The 1,805-nt window shown below is 73.6% G+C and carries 1 protein-coding gene and 1 pseudogene; both read left to right on the forward strand.

The features are described 5' to 3' along the window. Positions 1–595: pseudogene (locus tag ACFW2E_RS46290) on the forward strand (hypothetical protein); the annotation flags it as partial. Then, the gene (locus ACFW2E_RS46295; RefSeq protein ID WP_384478034.1) at positions 592–1,749 is read left to right on the forward strand and encodes a hypothetical protein; all 1,158 of its coding nucleotides are present in this window, start codon (positions 592–594) and stop codon (positions 1,747–1,749) included. The pseudogene ACFW2E_RS46290 and the gene ACFW2E_RS46295, both read left to right, overlap by 4 nt. Positions 1,750–1,805 lie beyond the last annotated feature (56 nt).

Below are 1,805 nucleotides of genomic sequence, written 5' to 3' on the forward strand. Positions count from 1 at the left end.
CACCGACACGCTGGTCACGGCCCTCGCCCCTTACTGGGGAGCGGTCGCGCGCGGCCAGGCCGGGGTCGACGCGCTCACCGACGTCGAGCAGCGGGTGCGCCAGATGCTCGAGGTGACCCGTCGTCACCTCTTCACGCACGGCGTGGTGTCCCCGCCGCCGTTCGCCCGGTCGGTGGACCGGCGGTGCAACGCCGAGGACCTGCTCGGTATCGGGCACCAGCGGGTGGCCGACGCGATCGAGCCGGATCCCCAGGGCCGACGCATAGTCGACCTCACCTCACCGGACCAGTCGCCCCTCCTCAGCAGGGATCCCTCCAGGGTGGAGTGGATCAGGTTCGCCCCACAGGCGGTCTGGAAGGGCGCGGAAGGGCACGGCGGACCGGGCGCCGGGTCCCGGCAGGACGACGAGGCCCCGGCCATGGCGTCCGCCGGGGTACGCAGCCGTTCGGTGCGGACCTCCTCCGGCCGCTATGCCGGACTGCTGAAACTGGTTCCGTTGCGGCTCGGCGTGGTGACATCGGTCCGTCTGCGCGAATGGGCCGAGGAACGGCCGGCGACCCAGAACCGACGCCGGCACGAGGAGGAACGCCCGTGAGCGAGTGGACGGCAGGGGCCGCGGGACGCGACGCGGCCGGCCAGGACTTCCGCCCGCCGACCGCCGGCACGGAGATGCCCCCCGACCTCGGTTTCACCACCCCGGGTGGCAGACGCCACCGCGTTCCCACCCGCTTCGGTCCCGAGCTCGGGCGGGTCGTTCGCCCGCCCCTGCTGGCCCGCGAGGTGTTGCTGGGCGATGCCTGGAAGGGCGTTCAGGTCAGGTTGTCGGCCGCCGACGCGTCCGACAACCAGGCCTACCGGACGCTGGAGACCGAGGTGGGCGCGGCCCTGACGGTCCACCGCGCGTTCGGCGGCGGCCCGTACCAGGGGCTCTTCCCGCTACCCGTCGGCTACGACATGGATGCGTCCGAACCGTTCCTGATCTATGCCGAACCGCGCGGGAAGCCGGCCACCGGCCTCGCCCACGGCATCTCCACCACCGATCAACGGATCATCGAGCGCGATCTGGTGCTCAGTGTCCGTCTGCTGGAGAGTCTCGACCTGGTGCACCGGGGCATCGTGCCCGCGGCCGTCCGGTGGGACGGAGAACGGGTGCAGCTGTGGGGCCTGGGGGCCATGGGGCGGGTCGGCACCCCGCGCACTCCGTGGGGTGCCCCTCCCTACGCCCCGCCCGAACAACGGGCCGGCGTCGGCGAGGTGGACGCCAGGGACGCCCTGTGGAGTACCGCCCAGCTGATGTACCAGCTCGTGGCCGGCCGTCAGGGTCACCCCGACGGTCCTCCCGGGGACCTCGACGCCTACCGGTCGCTGGCCCAGACCCTCGGCGGAGCCTTCGCGCCCAAGGCCGAGAACCGTCCGAGCCCCGTCCACCTCCTGGGGCTGCTGATGCCGGATCCCGACCCGGCCGCCATGGTCGCGGCCCGCCCCGACCCGCTCGAGCCGCATCGCCGGCAGTTCGACGCGGCCCTCGCCCGCAAGCGTGCCGTCGCCGGAACCGACGGATTCGGCGGCCCGAGCGGAGCCAACGGGTGGGACGGGACGTCCGCCGCACCGGATGGGGCACCTCCCCCCACCGAACGGCCGCGCGGCGGTCCCGGTACGCCCGACGGCGAGCGGGCCAGGAAACGCGGCTGGCTGGGCGGCGTGACATCCGAACGCGATCGCGGGCGAAGCGGAAGGGGGCGGCGATGAGCACCGCCACGGCACAGCTCGAACACGGGCAGGTGATCTGCCCGTACTGCCTGGAG

This window comes from Streptomyces sp. NPDC058964, assembly GCF_042741275.1.
Lineage (GTDB): Bacteria > Actinomycetota > Actinomycetes > Streptomycetales > Streptomycetaceae > Streptomyces.